Source organism: Pseudomonas sp. S3(2024), from assembly GCF_036861315.1.
In the GTDB taxonomy this organism is placed as follows: domain Bacteria; phylum Pseudomonadota; class Gammaproteobacteria; order Pseudomonadales; family Pseudomonadaceae; genus Aquipseudomonas; species Aquipseudomonas putida_A.
Genome location: NZ_JAZAQQ010000003.1, coordinates 312,867 through 333,399, shown reverse-complemented (window position 1 = coordinate 333,399; position 20,533 = coordinate 312,867). Strand labels below are relative to the sequence as shown.

Annotated in this window: 18 protein-coding genes; 9 read left to right on the top strand and 9 right to left on the bottom strand. The window is 61.5% G+C overall.

The annotated features are described in order from the left end of the window. Positions 1-165 precede the first annotated feature (165 nt). Entirely contained in the window at positions 166-1,668 is a 1,503-nt protein-coding gene (gene ppx / locus VLA07_RS10695) for an exopolyphosphatase (protein WP_333989213.1), read from the top strand. A 170-nt stretch (positions 1,669-1,838) separates the two neighbouring features. Here ppx and ppk1 read toward each other — a convergent pair whose 3' ends face one another. Together ppk1 and hemB are read right to left on the bottom strand one after the other, a co-directional pair. Then, positions 1,839-4,064 (bottom strand): polyphosphate kinase 1, encoded by a 2,226-nt coding sequence (ppk1, locus tag VLA07_RS10690; protein WP_041072035.1) that lies wholly within the window; start codon positions 4,062-4,064, stop codon positions 1,839-1,841. 18 nt (positions 4,065-4,082) lie between these two features. Beyond that, positions 4,083-5,096, bottom strand: a complete 1,014-nt coding sequence (gene hemB, locus VLA07_RS10685; RefSeq protein WP_007968446.1) for a porphobilinogen synthase — start codon at positions 5,094-5,096, stop codon at positions 4,083-4,085. 207 nt (positions 5,097-5,303) lie between these two features. Between hemB and VLA07_RS10680 the strand changes: the two genes are divergently transcribed. Then, positions 5,304-5,954 carry a DedA family protein gene (locus VLA07_RS10680; protein WP_027610469.1) on the top strand — a complete coding sequence of 217 codons (651 nt, stop codon included), beginning with the start codon at positions 5,304-5,306 and terminating at the stop codon, positions 5,952-5,954. A gap of 279 nt (positions 5,955-6,233) precedes the next feature. Then, on the top strand, positions 6,234-6,902 hold the full coding sequence (elbB, locus tag VLA07_RS10675; RefSeq protein ID WP_333989212.1) for an isoprenoid biosynthesis glyoxalase ElbB: 669 nt from the start codon (positions 6,234-6,236) through the stop codon (positions 6,900-6,902). 130 nt (positions 6,903-7,032) lie between these two features. Here elbB and VLA07_RS10670 read toward each other — a convergent pair whose 3' ends face one another. From VLA07_RS10670 to VLA07_RS10660, 3 genes are all read right to left on the bottom strand, one after another. Beyond that, positions 7,033-7,488 carry a YaiI/YqxD family protein gene (locus tag VLA07_RS10670; protein WP_333989291.1) on the bottom strand — a complete coding sequence of 152 codons (456 nt, stop codon included), beginning with the start codon at positions 7,486-7,488 and terminating at the stop codon, positions 7,033-7,035. A gap of 108 nt (positions 7,489-7,596) precedes the next feature. After that, positions 7,597-9,492 (bottom strand): FTR1 family protein, encoded by a 1,896-nt coding sequence (locus VLA07_RS10665; protein WP_333989211.1) that lies wholly within the window; start codon positions 9,490-9,492, stop codon positions 7,597-7,599. Positions 9,493-9,578: 86 nt separating this feature from the next. Then, positions 9,579-10,481 carry a LysR family transcriptional regulator gene (locus tag VLA07_RS10660; protein WP_330205813.1) on the bottom strand — a complete coding sequence of 301 codons (903 nt, stop codon included), beginning with the start codon at positions 10,479-10,481 and terminating at the stop codon, positions 9,579-9,581. Positions 10,482-10,609: 128 nt separating this feature from the next. On the opposite strand from VLA07_RS10660, the gene VLA07_RS10655 reads away from it, so the two are divergent. The 5 genes from VLA07_RS10655 (at position 10,610) to VLA07_RS10635 (ending at position 15,386) form a co-directional block, all read left to right on the top strand. Further along, entirely contained in the window at positions 10,610-11,989 is a 1,380-nt protein-coding gene (locus VLA07_RS10655) for a COG3014 family protein (RefSeq protein ID WP_330205934.1), read from the top strand. A gap of 241 nt (positions 11,990-12,230) precedes the next feature. Beyond that, entirely contained in the window at positions 12,231-13,625 is a 1,395-nt protein-coding gene (locus tag VLA07_RS10650) for a COG3014 family protein (RefSeq protein WP_333989210.1), read from the top strand. Between the two features lie 15 nt (positions 13,626-13,640). Next, a complete protein-coding gene (locus tag VLA07_RS10645; protein ID WP_247267231.1) occupies positions 13,641-14,015 on the top strand; it encodes a YcfL family protein in 375 nt (124 codons plus the stop codon). Between the two features lie 36 nt (positions 14,016-14,051). Continuing rightward, positions 14,052-14,639, top strand: coding sequence for a penicillin-binding protein activator LpoB (gene lpoB / locus VLA07_RS10640; protein WP_247267230.1), 588 nt, complete (start codon positions 14,052-14,054; stop codon positions 14,637-14,639). A 3-nt stretch (positions 14,640-14,642) separates the two neighbouring features. Beyond that, positions 14,643-15,386 carry a penicillin-binding protein activator LpoB gene (locus VLA07_RS10635; protein WP_247267229.1) on the top strand — a complete coding sequence of 248 codons (744 nt, stop codon included), beginning with the start codon at positions 14,643-14,645 and terminating at the stop codon, positions 15,384-15,386. Positions 15,387-15,575: 189 nt separating this feature from the next. Here the strand turns inward: VLA07_RS10635 and VLA07_RS10630 are convergent, their stop codons facing one another. The 3 genes from VLA07_RS10630 to VLA07_RS10620 form a co-directional block, all read right to left on the bottom strand. Next, positions 15,576-16,208 carry a LysE family transporter gene (locus VLA07_RS10630; RefSeq protein WP_027610461.1) on the bottom strand — a complete coding sequence of 211 codons (633 nt, stop codon included), beginning with the start codon at positions 16,206-16,208 and terminating at the stop codon, positions 15,576-15,578. Between the two features lie 135 nt (positions 16,209-16,343). Further along, positions 16,344-16,925 (bottom strand): mechanosensitive ion channel family protein, encoded by a 582-nt coding sequence (locus VLA07_RS10625; RefSeq protein WP_333989209.1) that lies wholly within the window; start codon positions 16,923-16,925, stop codon positions 16,344-16,346. Further along, positions 16,925-18,835 carry an ATP-binding cassette domain-containing protein gene (locus tag VLA07_RS10620; protein WP_003229372.1) on the bottom strand — a complete coding sequence of 637 codons (1,911 nt, stop codon included), beginning with the start codon at positions 18,833-18,835 and terminating at the stop codon, positions 16,925-16,927. Before VLA07_RS10620 ends, VLA07_RS10625 begins: the two co-directional genes overlap by 1 nt. Before the next feature lie 50 nt (positions 18,836-18,885). Between VLA07_RS10620 and VLA07_RS10615 the strand changes: the two genes are divergently transcribed. Next, positions 18,886-19,350, top strand: coding sequence for a TIGR02444 family protein (locus tag VLA07_RS10615; RefSeq protein ID WP_333989208.1), 465 nt, complete (start codon positions 18,886-18,888; stop codon positions 19,348-19,350). Here the strand turns inward: VLA07_RS10615 and VLA07_RS10610 are convergent. Next, on the bottom strand, positions 19,347-20,519 hold the full coding sequence (locus VLA07_RS10610; protein WP_333989207.1) for an AlgP family protein: 1,173 nt from the start codon (positions 20,517-20,519) through the stop codon (positions 19,347-19,349). The two genes, VLA07_RS10615 and VLA07_RS10610, sit on opposite strands and share 4 nt — an antisense overlap. Between the last annotated feature and the right edge of the window lie 14 nt (positions 20,520-20,533).

Genomic DNA, 20,533 nt, shown 5'->3' with positions numbered 1-20,533 from the left:
CTATGGTGAGTTCGCTGCAAAACCTGTGGGAGCGGGCTTGCTCGCGAATGGCCGCGCCGCGGTCTCAAGCTTTTATGCGCAGGATCAACGGTTTGAACCATGCGCGTTGGCGTCAGCGTTTGATCGTGGCACGATGGCGGGGTTATCGACCGAGACCCCCTGACCATGCCGCAATCCAAAGCCAAGAATCTGTCCCTGATCGCCGCAATCGACCTGGGCTCCAACAGCTTCCACATGGTCGTGGCCAAGGCCCAGAACGGTGAAATCCGCATCCTGGAGCGCCTCGGAGAGAAAGTGCAGCTCGCCGCCGGTATCGACGATGAGCGCCATCTCAACGAAGAATCGATGCAGCGCGGCCTCGACTGCCTCAAGCGCTTTGCCCAACTGATCAACGGCATGCCACTGGGCGCCGTGCGGATCGTCGGCACCAACGCCCTGCGCGAAGCGCGCAATCGCCTGGAATTCATCCACCGCGCCGAAGAAATCCTCGGTCACCCGGTGGAAGTCATCTCCGGCCGTGAAGAAGCGCGGCTGATTTATCTGGGCGTTTCGCACACCCTCGCCGACACCCCGGGCAAGCGTCTGGTGGCCGACATCGGCGGCGGCAGTACTGAATTCATCATCGGGCAGCGTTTTGAACCGCTGCTGCGCGAAAGCCTGCAAATGGGCTGCGTCAGCTTCACTCAGCGTTATTTCAAGGACGGCAAGATCGCCCCGGCCCGTTACGCCCAGGCGTACACCGCGGCGCGGCTGGAGATCATGAGCATCGAGCACGCCCTGCACCGCCTGACCTGGGATGAAGCCATCGGCTCCTCGGGCACCATCCGCGCCATCGGCCTGGCGCTGAAGGCCGGCGGGCATGGCACCGGCGAAGTGAATGCCGAAGGCCTGGCCTGGCTCAAGCGTCGTCTGTTCAAACTGGGTGACGTCGACAAGATCGACTTCGAAGGCATCAAACCTGACCGTCGGGCGATCTTCCCGGCGGGCCTGGCGATTCTTGAAGCGATCTTCGACGCCCTCGAACTGCAACGCATGGATCATTGCGAAGGCGCACTGCGTGAAGGCGTGCTCTACGACCTGCTCGGCCGCCATCATCACGAAGACGTGCGCGAACGCACCCTGACTTCGCTGATGGAGCGCTATCACGTCGATCTGGAACAAGCCGCGCGAGTTGAACGCAAGGCACTGCACGCCTTCGATCAGGTCGCCGCGGACTGGGAGCTGGATGACGGCATCTGGCGTGAACTGCTGGGCTGGGCGGCGAAAGTCCACGAAGTCGGCCTCGACATCGCGCACTACCACTACCACAAGCACGGCGCCTACCTGATCGAACACTCTGACCTCGCCGGTTTCTCTCGCGAAGACCAGCAAATGCTCGCTCTGCTGGTGCGCGGCCACCGCCGCAACATCCCCAAGGACAAGTTCGCCGAGTTCGGTGACGACGGCGACAAGCTGATCCGTCTGTGCGTGCTGCTGCGCTTCGCGATCCTGTTCCACCACATCCGCGGCACCCAGGCGATGCCACAAGTGACGCTGCATGCCAAAGGCAACACCCTCGACGTGGAATTCCCGGAGAACTGGCTGGATGAGAATCAGCTGACTCAGGCCGACTTTGGCCTCGAAGCCGACTGGCTGACGCGGGTGGGCATCGTGCTAACAGTCCACTGATAACCTTGTGGCGAGGGAGCTTGCTCCCGCTGGGGCGCGAAGCGGCCCTTCCTTTGAAAGCATAGGCCTGCTGCGCAGTCCAGCGGGAGCAAGCTCCCTCGCCACAGGTGGGTGAACGACAGGCACAAAAAAGGCGATCCGCAAGGATCGCCTTTTTATTGGGCTGAAGGTCAGCTGCTCACCGGCAGAATCGGGCTGCCCAGGCGTTCCAGCAAGGTCGCCTGCGCGCTGCGCGGGTTCTGGTTGCCGGTTGGCGTGTTGCGGATGTAACGGCCATCCGACTGCAGGCTCCAGCTGTGGGTGTTGTCGGTCAGGTACAGCTCCAGCTCTTTCTTCACGCGGGTCAGCAGCTTCTTGCCTTCTACCGGGAAGCAAGTCTCGACGCGCTTGTCGAGGTTGCGCTCCATCCAGTCGGCGCTGGAGAGGAACATCTGCTCCTCGCCGCCGTTGAGGAAGTAGAACACTCGGGTGTGTTCAAGGAAGCGACCGATGATCGAGCGCACATGGATGTTGTGCGAAACCCCGGCGATGCCCGGACGCAGGCAGCACATGCCACGCACCACCAGATCAATGCGCACGCCGGACTGGCTGGCCTTGTACAGCGCACGAATGATCTTCGGATCGGTCAGCGAGTTGAACTTGGCGATGATGTGCGCCGGTTTGCCTTCGACGGCGAACTGGGTTTCCCGGGCAATCATGTCGAGCATGCCCTTCTTCAGGGTGAACGGCGCATGCAGCAGCTTCTTCATGCGCAGGGTTTTACCCATGCCGATCAACTGGCTGAACAGTTTGCCGACGTCTTCGCACAAGGCGTCGTCGGAGGTCAGCAGGCTGTAATCGGTGTACAGACGCGCATTGCCGGCGTGGTAGTTACCGGTGCCGAGGTGCGCGTAACGCACGATCTCACCGGCCTCGCGACGCAGGATCAGCATCATCTTGGCGTGGGTCTTGAAGCCGACCACGCCGTAAATCACCACCGCACCGGCCGCTTGCAGACGGCTGGCCAGTTGCAGGTTGGACTCTTCGTCGAAGCGTGCGCGCAGTTCGATGACTGCGGTCACTTCCTTGCCGTTACGCGCGGCGTCCACCAGCGCATCGACGATCTCGGAGTTGGCACCGGAGCGGTACAGGGTCTGGCGCACAGCCAATACATGCGGGTCTTTCGCCGCTTGGCGCAGCAGGTCGACCACCGGAGTGAACGACTCGAACGGGTGCAGCAACAGGATGTCCTGCTTGCTCACCACGCTGAAAATGTTCTCGCTGTTCTGCAGCAGTTTCGGGATCTGCGGGGTGAACGGCGTGTATTGCAGCTCCGGGTGGCTGTCCAGACCGGTGATGCTGAACAGGCGCGTCAGGTTGACCGGGCCGTTGACCTGATACAGCTCGGTCTCGCTCAGGTTGAACTGCTTGAGCAGATAGTCCGAGAGGTGTTTCGGGCAGGTGTCGGCGACTTCCAGGCGCACCGCATCACCGTAGCGCCGCGAGAACAGCTCGCCACGCAGGGCGCGCGCCAGGTCTTCGACATCTTCGGAGTCGAGCGCCAGGTCGGCGTTTCGGGTCAGGCGGAACTGGTAGCAGCCCTTGACCTTCATGCCCTGGAACAGGTCATCGGCGTGGGCGTGGATCATCGACGACAGGAACACATAGTTGTCGCCCGGGCCGCCGACTTCTTCCGGAACCTTGATGATCCGTGGCAGCAGGCGCGGTGCCGGGATGATCGCCAGACCGGAATCGCGACCGAAGGCGTCGATGCCTTCCAGTTCGACGATGAAGTTCAGGCTCTTGTTCACCAGCAACGGGAACGGGTGCGTCGGGTCGAGGCCGATCGGGGTGATGATCGGCGCGATCTCGTCGCGGAAGTAGCGGCGCACCCAGGTCTTGATCTTGGTCGTCCAGTGACGGCGACGGATAAAGCGCACCTGATGCTTTTCCAGCTCCGGCAGCAGGATGTCGTTGAGGATCGCGTACTGGCGGTCAACGTGACCGTGCACCAGCTCGCTGATCCGCGCCAGTGCCTGGTGCGGTTGCAGACCATCGGCACCGGCCTGTTCGCGAGCGAAGGTGATCTGCTTTTTCAGGCCGGCGACGCGGATTTCAAAGAATTCGTCGAGGTTGCTGGAGAAGATCAGCAGGAACTTCAGCCGCTCCAGCAACGGATAGGACTCGTCCAGCGCCTGTTCCAGCACGCGGATGTTGAACTGCAGTTGCGAGAGCTCGCGATGGATATACAGGCTGCTGTCATCCAGGCCCGGGATCGCAATCACTGGCGCCGCCGCGACGGCTTCGGTAACCGGTGCGGGTGGCGCAGGCTCGAGTTCCGGCGGGGTTTCGGTGATTTGCTCCACCACCGGTTGAGCTTCTTTTACTGCAACTTCAGTGAGTCCTTCGGTATTCATCGAATGTTCCTGGGAGGGCTATTTCTGCTCTCGTAACAATTGAGCGGCGCGGACAGCAAAGTAAGTCAGGATGCCATCAGCGCCGGCACGTTTAAAGGCGGTCAGTGATTCAAGAATTACCGCCTCGCTCAACCAGCCATTCTGGATCGCCGCCATGTGCATGGCGTATTCGCCGCTAACCTGATAGACGAAGGTCGGCACTTTGAAGGCATCTTTTACCCGGAAAAGAATGTCCAGGTACGGCATGCCGGGTTTGACCATGACCATGTCCGCGCCTTCAGACAAGTCCGCGCCGACTTCGTGCAGCGCTTCGTCGCTGTTGGCCGGGTCCATCTGATAGGAGGCCTTGTTGGCCTTGCCCAGATTCGCCGCCGACCCCACGGCATCGCGGAACGGCCCGTAATAGGCGCTGGCGTACTTGGCCGAGTAGGCCATGATCCGCACGTTGACGTGACCGGCCAGCTCCAGCGCCTCGCGGATCGCCTGAATCCGACCGTCCATCATGTCCGACGGCGCCACGACCTGAGCGCCGGCTTCGGCGTGGGACAGTGCCTGCTTGACCAGTGCGTCGACGGTGATGTCGTTCTGCACGTAGCCTTCTTCATCGAGAATGCCGTCCTGACCGTGGGTGGTGAACGGATCGAGGGCGACGTCAGTGATCACGCCCAATTCCGGGAACCGCTCACGCAACGCGCGAGTAGCACGTTGGGCAATGCCCTCGGGGTTCCAGGCTTCGGCAGCATCAAGGGATTTCAGTTCGACAGGCGTGACCGGGAACAGCGCCAGCGCCGGGATCCCCAGTTCGACCCATTGCGCCGCTTCTTCAAGCAGCAGGTCGATGGTCAGGCGCTCGACACCGGGCATCGAGGCCACGGCTTCGCGACGGTTTTCACCCTCAAGCACGAACACCGGCAGAATCAGGTCATCGACCGTCAGCACGTTTTCCCGCACCAGCCGACGCGAAAAATCATCACGACGATTGCGACGCAGGCGAGTGGCGGGAAACAGACGATTGGCAGGGGTAAAGCTCACGGCGGACTCCTGAGCCCGCGCAAACGGGCGAGCGTGACAGTTATAGACGGCCATTATGACCAACAGATTACAGTTGTGCGTACCCCGTGACATGTAGCCGCATTCCATTGTTAGCGTAGGAATTGTTCACGTCGAGACACATTTGGACACTTTCATGAATGTGTCCGAAGGGTTAGGCTGCGCGTTCATTTCGCCAGCACCCAGACAATGCTCCAACAATTTCTGCATGACTTTGGCTACTTTGCCTTGTTCCTCGGCACGTTCTTCGAAGGCGAAACCATCCTGGTGCTCGCAGGCTTCCTCGCGTTCCGTGGATACATGGACATCAACTTGGTAGTGGTCGTGGCGTTCTTCGGCAGCTATGCCGGCGATCAGCTGTGGTACTTCCTGGGGCGCAAGCACGGGCGCAAATTGCTCGCGCGCAAACCGCGCTGGCAGATGATGGGCGACCGCGCGCTGGAACATATCCGCAAACATCCGGACATCTGGGTCCTGAGTTTCCGCTTCGTTTATGGCCTGCGCACGGTGATGCCGGTGGCGATCGGCCTGTCGGGTTACCCGCCGGGACGTTACCTGCTGCTGAACGGCATCGGCGCGGCAATCTGGGCAACCGCGCTGGCGGCCGCCGCCTACCACTTCGGCGCGGTGCTCGAAGGCATGCTCGGCAGCATCAAGAAGTACGAGCTGTGGGTGCTCGGTGCGCTGCTGATTCTTGGCGTTGGTCTGTGGCTGCGCCGCCGCTTCAAGAATGCGCGACTGGCAAAACAGGTTTACGCCGATGAGCAAGCCGCAAAAGCGGCACTGCTGAATCAAGCCGAAGTGGCCAAACCTGCCGAACCGAAGACGCCAGCCGAATAACGCGCTGGCGCCTGGCGCACAGCCCTGCGCAAAGCCCGGGCTGGCCGGCTCTTTTAGTCATTTATCCCCTCTGCGCCAGCGGACTCCCGTTCGCCAGCGGCGTTCTCACGCCAAAAATCTCCTGCTCGTCACGAAGCAGGCAACCGCAAATAATGAACACCCCGCCGTTGTTGCGATCCATTTAGAAAGCGCTCCATGCAGGTGCAGCCGCCACTTGGGCCTATGGCAACGCACGACAAATTAGTGGACATTTAGCGCCATGAATCTGGAGAGAAACCCATGAGCAAAAAAGTTGCAGTGATCCTGTCCGGCAGCGGCGTGTACGACGGCGCCGAAATCCATGAAAGCGTCATCACCCTGCTGCGCCTGGATCAACGCGGCGCACAGGTGCAATGCTTCGCGCCGAACATCGCGCAATTGCATGTGATCAATCACCTGACCGGTGAAGAAATGCCCGAAACGCGCAACGTGCTGGTGGAGTCGGCGCGCATTGCCCGCGGCAACATCAAGGACATCCGCGAGGCCGACGTCGATGACTTCGACGCGCTGATCGTACCTGGCGGTTTTGGCGCCGCGAAAAACCTCTCGAACTTCGCCGTTGAAGGCGCCGGCTGCACGGTGCAGCCTGAAGTGCTGGCCTTGGCGGAAGCATTTGCCGAAGCGGGCAAACCGGTGGGTCTGATGTGCATCTCGCCGGCGCTGGCAGCGAAGATCTACGGCCCGGGCGTGACCTGCACCATCGGCAACGATGCCGACACCGCCACCGCGATGAACAAGATGGGCGCCACCCACGAAGACTGCGCGGTGACCGACATCATCGAAGACAAGGCACGCAAACTGGTAACGACTCCGGCTTACATGCTGGCGCAGAACATCAGTGAAGCGGCTTCGGGGATCAACAAACTGGTGGATCGCGTTCTCGAACTGACTCACGAGAACGATGTTTGATCTCTGACCGCATGCGGAGCGAGATGTGGGAGCGGGCTTGCTCGCGAAAGCGGTGTGTCATTCAAATCAATGTTGTCTGATTCGACGCCTTCGCGAGCAAGCCCGCTCCCACAGGGGAATGGTGATTATTTCAGGGTTTGCGGGTCAGGCGCGTCAGGATCCGGTCCAGCGCATTGGCAAACGCCTGCTTCTCCCGCTCGCCGAATGGCGCCGGGCCGCCGCTGATCTGGCCCTGTTCACGCAGGTCGGTGAACAGGTTGCGCACCGCCAGACGCTCGCCCATGTTTTGCGCATCGAACTCCTTGCCGCGAGGATCCAGCGCTGCCACCCCCTTCTTCACCAGACGATCGGCCAGCGGAATATCGCTGCAGATCACCAGCTCACCGGGCACCGCGTGCTCGACCAGATAATTGTCCGCCGCATCCGGGCCGCTGGGCACCACAATCAGTTTGACGATGGCCAGCCCCGGCTTGGTCTGCGGCTGCCCGGCCACCAGCACCACTTCGAACCGGCGCTTGAGGGCAAACTTCACCACCAGTTCCTTGGCGGCCCGGGGGCAGGCGTCGGCATCGATCCATACACGCATCATTTTTTCCTCTTCTAAAAGCATCGCGGGCAAGCCACGCTCCCACAAGGTTAACGCTAAACCTGTGGGAGCGTGGCTTGCCCGCGAATGTGAGCGCAGCGAATGCAGTTAAGCAGTGACCCGCTTCTTCTCGGCCATCCGGCTGCGCCCGTACAGCACAACAATCGCCAGAATCGCCACCGCCTGCGCCGTCAGCGAATAGGCATCGGCATGGATCCCCAGCCAGTCGAAGTCAAAGAACGCCACCGGCCGCGTGCCGAAGATCCCGGCTTCCTGCAACGCTTTCACGCCATGCCCTGCGAACACCACCGACAACGCACAGAGCAGACCGGCGTTGATGCTGAAGAACAGCGTCAGCGGCAGTTTCGCCGAACCGCGCAGGATCACCCACGCCAGACCGACCAGCAGCACCAGCGCCGTCGCACCGCCGGCCAGCACTGCGTCATGCCCGGCGGGGCCAGCCTGCAGCCACAGGGTTTCATAGAACAGGATCACTTCGAACAGCTCGCGGTACACCGAGAAAAACGCAAGGATCGCGAAGCCGAAACGCCCGCCGCCGCCCACCAGACTCTGCTTGATGTAATCCTGCCAGGCCACCGCGTGGCGCCGGTCGTGCATCCACACGCCGAGCCACAGCACCATGACGCTGGCGAACAGCGCCGTGGCGCCTTCGAGCAGTTCACGCTGCGAGCCGCTGACGTCGATCACGTACGCCGCCAGCGCCCAGGTGCCAAGACCCGCGAGCAGCGCCAGGCCCCAACCGATGTTGACGCTGCGCACCGCCGACTGCTGGCCGGTGTTGCGCAGAAACGCGAGGATCGCCGCCAGCACCAGAATCGCTTCGAGGCCTTCGCGCAGCAGAATCAGCAGACCGGAGATAAAGCTCAGCGACCAGCTCAGACCATCGCTGCCGAGCAGTTCAGCAGACTCTTTCAACTTGCCCTTGGCCGCGTCCAGGCGCTGTTCGGCTTGCGCCACCGGCAAGCCGTCCTGCAACGACTGACGGTAGGCCATCAGCGATTTTTCGGTGTCCTTGCGCACGTTGGCGTCGACGTTATCCAGCGAGCTTTCGACCAGTTCGAAGCCTTCCAGATACGCCGCCACCGACAGGTCGTAAGCCTGATCGTGATCACCGGCGCGATACGCCGCCAGGCTCTTGTCCAGCGTGGCCGCGGTGTAATCGAGCAGCTGCGCCGGGCCACGCTTGACCTGCGGCGGTTGCGCACGCTGGGCACGGAAGCTTGCGGCGACCTGCGGGCCTTCGGCGGCCTGCACCTCGGCCGGGGTCTGGCGTGCCAGATCAGCGATGTTGAAGATCTTGTCAGACTTGACCGCAGCCGGGTCGGCACTGAAACCGGCAATGTAGGTCGCCAGATCCCAACGCTGACGGTCGTCCAGTTGATCGGCGAAGGCCGGCATGTCGGTGCCTTCGACGCCTTGGCCGAGGGTGCTGTAGATCGCGTACAGGCTCAGATGATCGATGCGTGCGGCATCGCGCAGATTGGCTGGCGGCGGCGTCATGCCGAGGCCCGCCGGGCCGTCACCGGCGCCGGTTTCACCGTGACATACCGAGCAGTTCTGCGCGTACAGCGGCGCGCCCCGGGTCGGATCGGGAGTGATGATCGGCGCTTGGCTGACTTCATATGCTACCGCCAGTTTCGCCCCCAGTTGTCGGGCCTGACGCGCGACCTCGGCGCCGTCCTGTTTCGCGGTGATGGCGGCGTGCAGAGCCTCGACACCCTGCTCCAGCTCAGCCTTCTCCGGTTTGGCCGGCAGACCGCCGATCAGCCCTTGCAGCACCTGGGTGAATTCCAGTTGCTCGCGGTATTCGCCGTCGTCGACGACCTTGCCCGCCTCGACCGTCGGCGGATAGTCGGCGCTGATGTAATCGAGCAGGTGCAGCGCCTGCGGGGCGCCTTCCACGGTGTCGGCCAGCAGGTTGAAACTGCTCAGGGCAAACAGCGGGAACACCAGCCAGGCCAGGAATCGGGACGCGGCAGTCATGAATGAGTCTCAAATGGAAATGCGAAGTTACATATTGTTCACTTCGAACGCCTTTCACTCAAGCTTTGTCGACGTCTCGTGGCGTTTTAACGCAGCGCTGCGGCGCTGTTGCGGTAGTGCTCAAGCATGAATTCGACGAACACCTGCACCTTCAGCGCGACGTGCCGGGCATGCGGATAGAGCGCGTAATAGTGGCGCCGCCCAAGGCTGTAGTTGGGCAGGATTTGTACCAGCCGGCCGCTGAACAGATCGTCCTGCACCGTGGCCCGGGTGAACGCGGCGATGCCAACCCCGGCCAACGCGGCGGCGTGCAGCGAACTGATCGAATCGGCCTTGAACCGGCCCTGCACGCGCACGCTGGTGGTGGTGAGTCCACGCGTATCGGTCAGCACCCAGTCACTGCCACCGGCAAACGCCAGCAACTGCTGCTCGGCGAGTTCGCGCACCTGGCGCACCAGACCATTGCGCGCCACATACACAGGCGAAGCCACCAGCAACATGTCCGAGACAGTCAGCAACCGCGCCACCATGGATGAATCGGCCAAGGGTCCGCAGATGCGCAGAGCCACATCGAAACCCTCGGCGATCAGATCGACGAAACGGTCATCGCAGGACAGGTCCACTTCAATCTCGGGATAGCGCTGCTGAAACGCCGGCAACCAGCTCGCCAGTTCCAGCGTACCGATGACCATCGGTGCACTGATGCGCAGCACACCGCTGGGGCTTTCATGTGCCTGCCCCACCGCCAGTGCGGCTTGATCGAGGCGATCGAGAATGTCCACGCACGCCGCGTAATACTGCTGCCCTGCCGTGGTCAGGCTGAAACCTCGGGTGTTGCGATTGATCAGCCGCGTGCCCAGCTCGCTTTCCAGTTGCTGCAACTGCCGGGAGATGGTCGAGTGAGTGGTGTCGAGGCGCTCGGCAGCGGCGCTGAACCCGCGACACTCGACGATGCAACGAAACGCGCGCATGGCTTGCAGTTGATTCATTAAAGCCCCGGATCTGTTGAGCGCTGAGCGCGCAAGCCTAGCGCAATCCTTGTCCACCCGGCAGCAGCAAAGCGCCCCTATAATGCGTCACCTCCGTGCTTTTGCCGTTCAAGGAAGAACCCGTCTCCATGCGCCATTGCCTGCCGCTCTACCTGCTGCTTAGCCTCATCATGCAACTGAGTGGGTGCGCCGCTTACCGCAATTACGATCAGGAAATGCAGCAGACCATCGATCAGATGGCGCAGGGCAATCTCAACGAAGCGCTTTATCTGATGGAGCTGCACAATCCTTGGGAAGACAAGGATCTGCTGTATTTCATGGAACGCGGCGCGATCCTCAGCGCCGGCACCAACCTGCCAAAAAGCCAGGAAGCGTGGCGCAGTGCTGACCGGATGATTTTTCAGCGCGAAGAAGCCGTGCCTTCCGCAGGCATGAAGTTGCTGACCCGTTTCGGTAATGAAATGGGCACCATGCTGGTCAATGACAAGCTGCAGCGTTACGAAGGCTACGACTACGAAAAAGTCATGCTGACCACCGAAATGGCCCTCAACCAACTGGCGGAAAACGATTTCGACGGGGCCCGCGCCGACATCAAGAAAACCCACGAGCGCGAAACCCTGATCGCCCGCCAGCGGGAGCGGCAATACGAAGAGGCGCAAGAGCAAGCTACGCAACAGGGCATCACCTTGCACTACAAGGATCTGGAAGGCTATCCGGTGGCCATCCTCGATGCCCCGCAAGTGCTTGAGCTGAAGAACGGCTACCAGAGTGCATTCAGCCATTATCTGGCCGGCTTCACTTATGAAGCGCTGGGCGAACGCGCGCTCGCAGCGCCGGGGTATCGACAGGCGATCGAATTGCGCCCGGGCGTGCCGCTGCTCGAAAACGCTTTGCGCAACCTGGACAAGCCCGGACCGGCAGCCGATGAAAGCGAGATTCTGATCGTGGTCCAGGCCGGTTTCGCCCCGGCACGCAGCTCGGTGCAAGTGCCGATCCCGGTGCGGCTGAACGAAAACCTGACGATTGTTGCACCGATCTCGTTCCCGGTGATGGTGCCCGACACCCTCACACCTGGCGTGACCCAGGTCCTCGTCGACGGTAAAAAGCACCCATTGACCATGATTAACAGCGTGTCGGACATGGCCATTCGCACCTTGCGCGATGACATGCCGGCGATCATCTCTCGCGCCATGTTCCGCGCCAACATGGCCGCCATCAGCCAGGCGCAAAAGAACGAGCGCGATCCGTCCAAGGCGTCGTTGGTGGTGACCGATCCTGATCCTTTTGAAGAGGCTGACACTAGAACCTGGCGCACGCTGCCGGACAAAACCCTGGTCGCCCGTCTGCGCCTGAAAAAAGGCCTGCACCGCGTGCGCTTTCCGTATTTTCGTGCAGAAGACGGGTTCACGGTACGCGTCGACCACAGCCATCAAGTGTTCAACCTGCGGGTATTCATGGGCCAGAACTATTACGTCGGATCCGCATTGGTCCTGCCCGAAACGCCATGAACGAAAGGTGTCAGATAAAGCAGAGGAGTAATGGCACCAAACTAACAAGTGCAATTAAAAAGCTATTACATGGCCAGCATCGCCCGCTTATAATGCCGCGCCCGCGCTATAGCAACGCGGCATAAAAGCTCCTCTGGTTATGAGGAATTGGCAGGAGGCCAGCGCCACTGTCGATGGGTCACACCAGCCCGACCAGCACCGGCGGCTGATGCAGTTACTAGCTCAGGGAAGAAGTACCCCCATGGCATTGCGCACTCCCACCTTGATCGCGCTCAGCGCGGTTACTCTGCTGTCCGGCTGTTCAGCGTTTCGCAACTACGATTCGGAACTGGCCCAGACCAACCAGCAACTGGCCACCGGCAACGTCGACGCCGCGCTGAGCCTGCTGGAAAAGAACAACACCGGTCCGGACAAAGACCTGCTCTATTACTTCGAGAAAGGTGAGTTGCTGCGCGCCAAGGGCGACCTGTCCGGCAGCCAGAACGCCTGGACCAGCGCCGATCAGGTGGTTGGCCAGTGGGAAGATTCGGTCAAGCTCGACACCGGTAAATACCTGGCTCAGTTCGGCAGTTTCCTGGTCAACGACAAGGTGCGTCGCTACGAAGGCTACGACTACGAAAAAGTCATGCTGACCACGCAGATGGCCCTCAATCTGCTGGCAGTCAATGACTTCGATGGCGCCCGCACCGCGATCAAGAAAACTCACGAACGTGAAGCGGTGATCGCCGAGCTGCGCGACAAGGAATACCTCAAGAGTGAGGAAGAGGCCGAGAAAGAAGGCATCAAGACTCAGTACAAGGATCTGCAAGGCTACCCGGTTGCCAGCCTCGACGCGCCGGAAGTGGTCAGCCTGAAAAACAGCTACCAGAGTGCGTTCAGCCATTACCTGGCCGGTTTCGTCTACGAAGCCCTGGGCGAGAAAGACCTGGCTGCGCCGGGCTATCGCAAGGCGGCTGAACTGCGCCCGAACACCCCGCTGCTGGAACAGGCACTGGTCAACCTCGACAAGCCGAGCAAGTCCGACGACAGCGATATTCTGATCGTGGTGCAAAGCGGTGTGGCACCCTCGCGTGATTCGATCCGCGTGCCACTGCCATTGCCGATCTCCAACAACGTGGTGATCACTCCACTGTCGTTCCCGATCATCAAGCCTGACACCTCCACTGCACCGTTCGCGCAGATTGGCGTCGATGGCCAGCAAGTCAACCTGACCGCTCTCAACAGCACTACCGCCATGTCGCGTCGCGCCCTGCGCGATGACATGCCGGGGATCATCGTCCGCACCACCGTGCGCGCAATCACCAAAGGTGTGGCGCAGAAGAAGATCAACGAAACCAACCCGCTGGCCGGTCTGGCCGTGGGTATTTCTTCAGCTGTGCTGGAAGGTGCCGATACCCGTACGTGGCGCACCCTGCCGGACAACACCCAAGTGGTGCGTCTGCGCTTGAAGAAAGGCGAGCATCAAGTCAGTCTGCCGAGCGCCGTCGGCGGTTCGCTGGTCAAGGTCACCGTCGATCAGCGTTATCAAGTGATCAGCCTGCGTGCCGTGGGCAATCAGGTATTTGCCGGCGGCGTCGCCGCCCATGTCATCCCGAGCGCCGGCGCGACCAATGTCGCCAGCCTCAAACAACCTTAAGAACGGAGTCTTTGCATGCGCTTCAAACTCTTCGCCGTCGCCGCTCTCGCCATCCTGGCCAGCGGCTGCGCCACCCCGCCACCACCGGAGCCGGGCAGCGCCGCGAGCAAGGTCGTGGCCATGGGCCCGCAGAAGCACATTGCGGTCGGCGCCATGCGCGTCGCCCGAGAGAACGGCTTCATGACCGTCAATGTGCAGTTGACCAACACCCTCAACAGCAACAAGACGTTCTACTACCGCTTCGCTTGGCTCGGTGCGGAAGGTTTCCCGATCGCCGAGGAAGAAGTCTGGAAGAGCCAGATGATGTACGGCGCTCAGACCAGCTTCATCCAGGGCATCGCCCCGACCCCGAAAGCCGTGGATTTCCGTCTCGAACTCAAGACGCCTTAAGTCCGCCACCCTATTCCTGTTTTAGAGAGCATTCCCATGTTTGCACGCTTTTCCCTGATCGCTGTCCTCGCCCTGCTGGCTTCCGGTTGCGCCAACACCTCGCCGACCCTGGGCAGCAAGAACATCAGCTACGGCGATGCCAAAGCGGTTGAAACCGTGACCAACGAATTCGGTTCGACCGACCTGCAAATGATCGCCGAATCGATGACCCGCTCGCTGGCCCAGTCCGGCATTCTGCAGGGCCGCCCGGTGGTGCAGGTTTACGACGTGAAGAACAAGACCAGCGAGTACATCGATACCCGCGAAATCACCACCAGCATCAAGACTCAGCTGATGAAGTCCGGCACCGCCCGCTTCGCCAGCGACAACACCGCGATGCAGAGCCAGGTCGATCAGCTCAAGTTGCAAAACCAGAGCGGCCTGTACAAAAAGAGCACCGTGGCCAAGACTGGCAACATGATCGCCGCCAAGTACCGTCTGGAAGGTTCGATCAGCTCGATCGTCAAGCGCAGCAGCGACTACAAGGACGTCTTCTACAAATTCAGCCTGCAACTGATCGACGTCGAAAGCGGTCTGGCCGAGTGGATGGACGAAAAAGAGATCCGCAAAACCACGGAGCGTTAATTGATGCGCGCATGGATTGGCATGATGGCCCTGGCTTGCGCGTTCAGCGTGCAAGCGGCCCCGAAAGTGGCGGTAACGGATCTGGCGTATCAGGAGCGTGTGGAGCAGTACATTCACATCGTTTCGGCGCAGAACAATTACCGCGAGGGTTACTACAGCTCCAGTGGTTCCTCGAACTACAACGAGCTGGAAGCGACCACCAGCTACATCGAACAAGGTGAGCTGCGTAAATTCACCGGCGACATCAAGGGCGAGATCCTCCGCACCGGGATGTTCCAGCTGGTGCAGGGCACGCCGTACACCGCGTCGTCCAAGGGTGACGTGTACGACGTGATCAAGCGCATCAAGGCCGGCAGCTTCAAGGGTGCCGACTACGTGCTGTTCGGCACCGTGTCGGACATCGACTTCACCCAGGACATGAACGAGCTGGCGCACACCGACAGCTATTCGGCGGTGCTGGGCCTGACGCTGGTGGCGGATTTCAGCCTGATCAACACCAAGACCTACGAAATCACCTCGGCCTTCACGGCGATGGGCGAAGCGCAGGACACCAAACTGGTGAACGGCCGCGACATCAAGATCTCGCTGAATCGCCCGCGGGTGGTGCGTGAAGTGTCCAAGGCTTTGGGTGAGGACGTTGCCGGGCAGCTGAGCCAGCAGCTCGGTGGCGGCGGGTACGAGCAGCCGCGCGAAGCGCCGCAGCGCAACAACTTGCCGCGTGATACCGCGCCGGTGATCTTGCGCTGACTCTTGGCTGAACGCGTTCTGTGGCGAGGGAGCTTGCTCCCGCTGGGCTGCGAAGCAGACCCAAAAGCTTGTGAGCGCTACGCACTCAAGCGGGAGCAAGCTCCCTCGCCACAATTGCGCGTCACTCCAAAGTCTTGGCGGATAAAAAAAGGCGACCTCATCAGGTCGCCTTTTTTGTGCCGGCAGGTTTTACACCGCCGCTTTACGCAACGTCGCCATAAATGCCGCCGCACCAATGAACAGCCCGGCAAACGTGCGGTTCATGCGTTTCTGCTGCTGCGGTGTACGCAACAGGCGCAGCACCTTGGACGCCAGCCCGGTGTAACCGGCCATGACAATCAGATCCACGCAGATCATGGTCGCACCGATCACCACATACTGAATCAGCAACGGTGCGTGAGGATTGATGAACTGCGGCAACACCGCCAGCATGAACACCAGTGCCTTGGGGTTGCTGATGTTGACCAGGAAGCCGCGAAACACCAGCGCCAGAGGTTTGCCGATCGGCCGTACCGCCGCGTCATCGCTCATGTCCATGGGCAGCGCACGCCATTGCTTGATCGCCAGATAGACCAGATACGCCACACCGAACCATTTGATCGCGTGGAATGCGGTGGCCGAGGCGGTGAGGATCGCGCCGACACCGGCGCCGACAATCGCAATCTGTACCGCCAGGCCGATCTGCAGGCCGAGGGCGTTCCAGTAACCGCGCCAGAAACCGTATTGCAGGCCGCTGGACATCGACGCAATGGCGCCAGCACCCGGGGACAGACTGATCACCCAGCAGGCGGCAAAGAATGCCAGCCATGTTTGAAGCTCCATCGCACACCTCGACTGTGAATCGTGACAGACGTCAAAGCTAATGCGCTTTGGCGCGGATGACTACCGATTTTTGCTGGATGGTTCGGGCGCGGCTGAGGGCTTGCTCGCGAAGGCGTCAGATCAGACGCCCGAGGACTACTTCTCGAAACCGCTGGAAGGAAACACATCACTCCCGCGCCAGCGCCGCACCGAACGCTGGAAGAACAGGCTATTCGGCACTTGCACCATGGCGCTGCCCGTCCCGAGCTCCTCGGCTTCGACCAACGTGGTGTAGAGCAGATTGATCGCCACCACCCGGCCTTTGACACCCGGCTTGTCGGTGGTGTCCACCAGCTCGACCACATCGCCCAGGCGGAACGGGCCGACGGTGAAGATCAGAATCGCGCAAAGCAGGTTCGACAGCACACTCCACATCGCGAAGAACGCCACCGCCGCCACCGCGACGAAACCCGACAGCGCCGTCCACAGCACCGTGGCCGACACCCCGAGGCGTTCCAGCACAAAGATCAGCGCGCTGCCCATGATCAGCCAGCGCAGACCGCCCCGCAGGGGCATCAGCAACTGCGGCGGAAACGGATAGCGCTCGCCCAGGCGGGTGAGGAATCGAGCGACGACACGTTGAGCGAAGTAGCCGGCCAGCAGGATCAGCAGAATCTGCACGCCGAGCCAGATCGGTTCGACCCACACCGCCGGCAGCGGCAGCTTGAACGCTTCCATCAGGACAGCGCCTCCAGCTCCGCCTGCATGCTTTCCAGCGTTTCGAGTGCCTCCATCCACGCTTCTTCCAGCTCGGCTTCGCGCACTTTCAGCTTGGCCTGCTCTGCCAGCAGATCACGCAACTCGTTCTTGCGCGCCGGCTCGTAGATGTCGCTGTCACCGAGGCTGGCATCGACCTTGGCGAGTTTTTCGTGGAGCTTGCCCAGTTCGGCTTCGAGCTTGTCGGCCTCGCGCTTGTGCGGTGCCAGTTGCTGACGCAATGCAGCAGCGGCCTGGCGCTGGGCCTTTTTGTCGGTCTTGTCCGGGTTCACCGGGGTGTTGCTGACCGGCGCATTGCGTTGACGGTATTCCACCAGCCAGCGCGCGTAGTCTTCGAGGTCGCCATCGAACTCTTCTACCTTGCCGTCCGCGACCAGGTAGAAGTTGTCGGTGGTGCTCTTGAGCAAGTGCCGATCGTGAGACACCACCAATACCGCGCCGCTGAATTCCTGCAGCGCCATGGTCAGCGCCAGGCGCATTTCCAGGTCGAGGTGGTTGGTCGGTTCGTCGAGCAGCAACAGATTCGGCCGTTCCCAGGCGATCAATGCCAGCGCCAGACGCGCTTTCTCGCCACCGGAGAAATTCAGCACTGGCTCGTCAATGCGTGCGCCACGGAAATCGAAACCGCCGAGGAAGTCGCGCAGGGTCTGCTCGCGTTCGGTCGGCGCCAGACGCTGCAAGTGCAGCAGCGGGCTGGCCTTGGCATCCAGCGAGTCGAGCTGATGCTGGGCGAAGTAGCCAACCACGGTGTTTTCGCCACGGGTCAGACGCCCGGCCAGCGGCTCGAGCTCACCGGCGAGGTTCTTGATCAGGGTCGATTTACCGGCACCGTTCGGCCCGAGCAGACCGATCCGCGCACCCGGGGTCAGTTGCAGCTTGACCTTCTCCAGGATGGTTTTGTCGCCGTAACCCAGGCGCGCATCGGACAGGTCGATCAGCGGACTGGAGATCTTGGTCGATTCGCGAAACACGAAATCGAACGGTGAATCGACGTGGGCCGCCGACAGCTCTTCCATGCGCTCCAGGGCCTTGATCCGGCTCTGCGCCTGACGGGCCTTGGTGGCCTGAGCCTTGAAGCGGGCGATGTAGCTTTCCATGTGCGCACGTTGCGCCTGCTGCTTCTCGTAGGCCTGTTGCTGCTGGGCCAGACGTTCGGCACGGGCACGTTCGAACGCAGTGTAGCCGCCACGGTACAGGGTCAGTTTGCGCTGATCGACATGCGCCACGTGATCGACCACTTCATCGAGGAAGTCGCGGTCGTGGGAAATCAACAGCAAGGTGCCCGGATAGCTTTTCAGCCACTCTTCGAGCCAGATGATCGCGTCGAGATCCAGGTGGTTGGTCGGTTCGTCGAGCAGCAACAGGTCCGACGGACACATCAAGGCCTGCGCCAGGTTCAGACGCATCCGCCAGCCACCGGAGAAATCTCCTACCTGACGATCCATCTGTTCATTGGTGAAACCGAGACCGGCCAGCAACTTGCGAGCCCGCGCATCGGCGGTATAGCCGTCGGCGCTGTCGAGTTCGGCGTGCAGGCGGGCCAGAGCCGTACCATCGTGGGCCGCTTCGGCGGCGGCGAGGTCACGTTGCACTTCGCGCAGACGCAGGTCGCCATCGAGCACATAGTCGACCGCCAGGCGTTCGAGCGTGTCGACCTCCTGGCGCATGTGCGCGATTCGCCAGTCGGCCGGCAGCAGGCAATCGCCCGAGTCCGGGTGCAACTCGCCGCGCAGCAAGGCAAACAGGCTGGATTTGCCGGCGCCGTTGGCACCGATGAGGCCGGCTTTGTGGCCGGCGTGCAGGGTCAGCTCGGCGTCTTCTAGCAGACGTTGCGGGCCACGCTGTAAAGTCAGGTTCTGAAGTCGGATCATAATGGCGGCGGAGTCTACCAGCTTCGCTCACAACTGGCGCGAGTAGCACGATGTCCTCTGACCTGTGGAGCTTTTCCCTTGCCACCTACGCCCGACCGGGCGTGGAACCTGCCTGCCTGCAACTGCAAGCGGCGGGGGCCAATGTCTGCCTGCTGCTGTGTGGTTTGTGGCTTGAGCAACGTAGCGCGGCTTGTAACGAACAGCGCGTAGAGCAGCTGAAAAGGCTGGTGGGGCCTTGGGATCGGGAGGTGGTGCAGCCACTGCGTGCGTTGCGCACTCAATGGAAAACCCTGGCCGAAGACGATCCGGTACTCAAGGGTCTGCGAGAACAAATGAAAGCATTGGAGCTGGAAGCCGAACGGCATCTGCTGTGGCAACTGGAACAGGTTGCGCAGGATTGGCCGCGCGATGACGCATCAGCGTCGGGGGAGTGGCTGGAGAGTCTGACGGGATCGGCCGCCAGCCCGAACCGCGACGCGCTGCAAGTGCTGCGCGTCGCGGCAACCGGCACTTAGGAAGCGCTGGTCGGGTTGCTGCTGGCGCTCGACGCAGCGGCTGGCGTTGGCGCAGTCGTGGTGGTCGAGGTGGAAGCGGCTGGAGCAGGCGCGGCGGCGGCCGGCGCCGGAGCGGCTGGCTTGGCGGCTGGTGCAGTCGCCGGCTTGGCGGCTGGTGCAGTCGCCGGCTTGGCGGCAGCTGGTTTGGCAACGGCCGGTTTTTTCGCGGCAGGTTTGGCAGCTGGCTTGGCGGCTGGTTTAGCGGCTGGCTTTGCGGCTACTGGTTTGGCGGCAGGCTTGGCTGCAGCGGTCGCAGGTTTTGCTGCTGCAGGTTTGGCAGCGGTTTTAGCGGCAGGCTTGGCCGCTGGTTTGGCAGCAACCTTGGCAGCAGGTTTTGCCGCGACCGGTTTGGCCGCAGTCTTGACTGCCGGTTTTGCCGCAGCGGTTTTCGCGGCAGGTTTGGCAGCCGGTTTTACCGCTACTTTGGCAGCTGGTTTAGCAGCAGCGGTTTTTGCCGGAGCGACTTTGCGCGCAGCAGGTTTTGCTGCTGGCTTGGCAGCCGGTTTGGCCGCTGCAGGTTTGGCAGCGGCAGTACGTGCGGCCGGTTTCGCAGCGCTCGCCGCAGCCGGTTTTTTCACTGCGGTTTTTGCAGCAGGTTTGGCGGCGGTTTTAGCCGGTGCCTTGGCTGCAGGTTTTGCCGCTGGTTTGGCCGCAGCAGTTTTCGCCGGGGCTTTCGCCGCAGCAGGTTTGGCTGGCGCTTTTTTCGCAGGCGCTGCTGCTGGTTTGGCGGCGCGGGAGGACAGCGCTTTGCCGGCGGCCTCTTGCACCCGGCCGACACCTTGGGCCAGTTTCAGGCTTTCCTGGGCATCGCGCTTGAGTTGCAGAATGTAGCCGCGAGTGTCGGACTGACGATCCTTCAACGCATCGAGCAGGTCTTCAAGTTCTTTGACGGCAGCCTTGGCCTTGTTCTGTGCCTTGGCTTTACCGGCAGCAGCGGCGTCCTGCAATTTGGTGCGGGACTTGTGCAGTTTTTCTTGCGCCTTGCCGCGTTGCTTTTCCAGTTTGGCGAGCAGTTTTTCAGCATCAGCCAAGGCTTGGGAGCAAGCGTTTTCCAAATGCTCGAGCAGGCTGCCCGAGAGTTGTTGGAGTAAGTGCAACGGAGTGTTTACAGGCTTCTTGGTGGCCGACATGGTTTACCTCCTGG